This is a genomic window from Ruegeria sp. CL7 (assembly GCF_056536445.1).
On the sequence record NZ_JBQFPQ010000019.1, the window covers coordinates 1 to 2,500 of the forward strand.

1 tRNA gene and 2 rRNA genes (1 of these 3 cut by a window edge) are annotated in these 2,500 nt (G+C 54.6%); all 3 read right to left on the reverse strand.

Going from position 1 to position 2,500, the window contains the following annotated elements:
- A tRNA-Met gene (locus ACR0LI_RS20695) sits at positions 1–77 on the reverse strand.
- Positions 78–192: 115 nt separating this feature from the next.
- Positions 193–307 (reverse strand): 5S ribosomal RNA (gene rrf / locus ACR0LI_RS20700).
- 188 nt (positions 308–495) lie between these two features.
- Positions 496–2,500 (reverse strand): 23S ribosomal RNA (locus tag ACR0LI_RS20705) (it continues 861 nt past the right edge of the window).

The window sequence follows — 2,500 nt, forward strand, 5'->3', positions numbered from 1 at the left end:
TGGTTGCGGGAGTAGGATTTGAACCTACGACCTTCAGGTTATGAGCCTGACGAGCTACCGGGCTGCTCCATCCCGCGACAGTTTTTGTGACCTAGCGCTTACGCTACTTGAGGTCTTTGGTTGGCCTATCGCTTGCGCTATTTGAGGCCGGGTATTGTGTCATCGTGTTAGAGAGATATGGGCTTTTTCTAGGTTTGGCGGTGACCTACTCTCCCGGGGCTTAAGCCCAAGTACCATTGGCGCGGCAGTGCTTAACTTCCGGGTTCGGGATGGGACCGGGTGTTTCACTTGCGCTATGACCACCAAACCGAGGAAAAGCCCATGTCGACTTTTTTGCGGAGCAAGAAAGCGACGGTTGGCAGGCAGCGTATTCGCTTGCGAATGCGCGGTGCCACTCGGTTATATAATCAACCAACATCGCGGCTTGGCGCTGCGACGCTGTCCATAATCAAGGTCAGTGTATGCTTTTGGTGATTTGTCTTTCCATTACTGGATCAAATCAAGCCTATCGGGCGATTAGTACCGGTCAACTGAACGCATTGCTGCGCTTACATCTCCGGCCTATTGACGTGGTGGTCTTCCACGGCCCTCAGGGAGACCTTGTTTTGAGGGGGGCTTCCCGCTTAGATGCCTTCAGCGGTTATCCTGTCCGATCATAGCTACCCAGCACTGCCGTTGGCACGACAACTGGTCCACCAGTGGATCGTTCACCCCGGTCCTCTCGTACTAGGGGCAACTCCTCTCAAGTCTCCTACACCCACGGCAGATAGGGACCGAACTGTCTCACGACGTTCTAAACCCAGCTCACGTACCTCTTTAAACGGCGAACAGCCGTACCCTTGGGACCTGCTCCAGCCCCAGGATGAGATGAGCCGACATCGAGGTGCCAAACACTGCCGTCGATATGGACTCTTGGGCAGTATCAGCCTGTTATCCCCGGCGTACCTTTTATCCGTTGAGCGATGGCCCTTCCACTCGGGACCACCGGATCACTATGGCCGTCTTTCGACTCTGCTCGACTTGTCAGTCTTGCAGTCAGGCTGGCTTCTGCCATTGCACTCAACGAGCGATTTCCGACCGCTCTGAGCCAACCTTCGCGCGCCTCCGTTACGCTTTAGGAGGCGACCGCCCCAGTCAAACTACCCGCCACGCAGGGTCCCGGATCCGGATAACGGACCGCGGTTAGACATCAAGAGTGCGAAGGGTGGTATCTCAAGGGAGGCTCCACAGGTACTTGCGTTCCTGCTTCAAAGCCTACCACCTATCCTGCACATCACAATCCTGATGCCAGTGCGAAGCTGTAGTAAAGGTGCACGGGGTCTTTCCGTCTAACCGCGGGAAGCCTGCATCTTGACAGGCAATTCAATTTCGCTGAGTCGATGTTGGAGACAGCGGGGAAGTCGTTACGCCATTCGTGCAGGTCGGAACTTACCCGACAAGGAATTTCGCTACCTTAGGACCGTTATAGTTACGGCCGCCGTTTACCTGGGCTTCAATTCAAGGCTCTCACCTCTCCTTTTAACCTTCAGGCACCGGGCAGGCGTCAGACCCTATACGTCGTCTTGCGACTTCGCAGAGCCCTGTGTTTTTAATAAACAGTCGCCACCCCCTGGTTTGTGCCCCCAGCCCCTAGTTGCCTAGGAACCGGGCCTCCTTCTCGCGAACTTACGGAGGTATTTTGCCGAGTTCCTTCAACATCGTTCTCTCAAGCGCCTTGGTATGCTCTACCAGTCCACCTGTGTCGGTTTAGGGTACGGTCTGATGGAGGGCTATTTCCAGGAACCACTCAGCAGCCCAATCAATCCGATAAGATTGAACTACACCTGTGATCCGTCACATCCTCCTGGCCTAGGAATATTAACCTAGTTCCCATCGCCTACGCCTTTCGGCCTCGGCTTAGGGGCCGGCTTACCCTGCTCAGATTAGCTTTAAGCAGGAACCCTTGGACTTTCGGCGAGAGTGTCTCTCACACTCTTTGTCGCTACTCATGTCATCATTCTCACTAGTGATCTCTCCACCGGATCCCTCACAGGCCGGCTTCATCGAAAGAACTCTATCCTGCGCTACCGCCTATTCGGCTACTTGAGCGCGATTACTCGCGCCACATAACCGGCGGCAATACAGGATGAGTTCTATGTCACACTACGCTCTGCTACCATGCCTTACGGCATCCTAAGCTTCGGCTCATGGCTTGAGCCCCGTTACATCTTCGCCGCAGGACAACTTGTTTAGACCAGTGAGCTGTTACGCTATCTTTAAAGGATGGCTGCTTCTAAGCCAACCTCCTGGTTGTTTTGGTCGTCCCACCTGCTTTCCCACTTAGCCATGAATTGGGGGCCTTAGCTGTAGGTCAGGGTTGTTTCCCTCTCCACTACGGACGTTAGCATCCGCAGTGTGTCTGCCATCTAGTACTCCCGGGTATTCGGAGTTTGGTTAGGATCAGTAAGCCTGTGGGGCCCCATTACCCATCCAGTGCTCTACCCCCCGGGGTATTCGGATG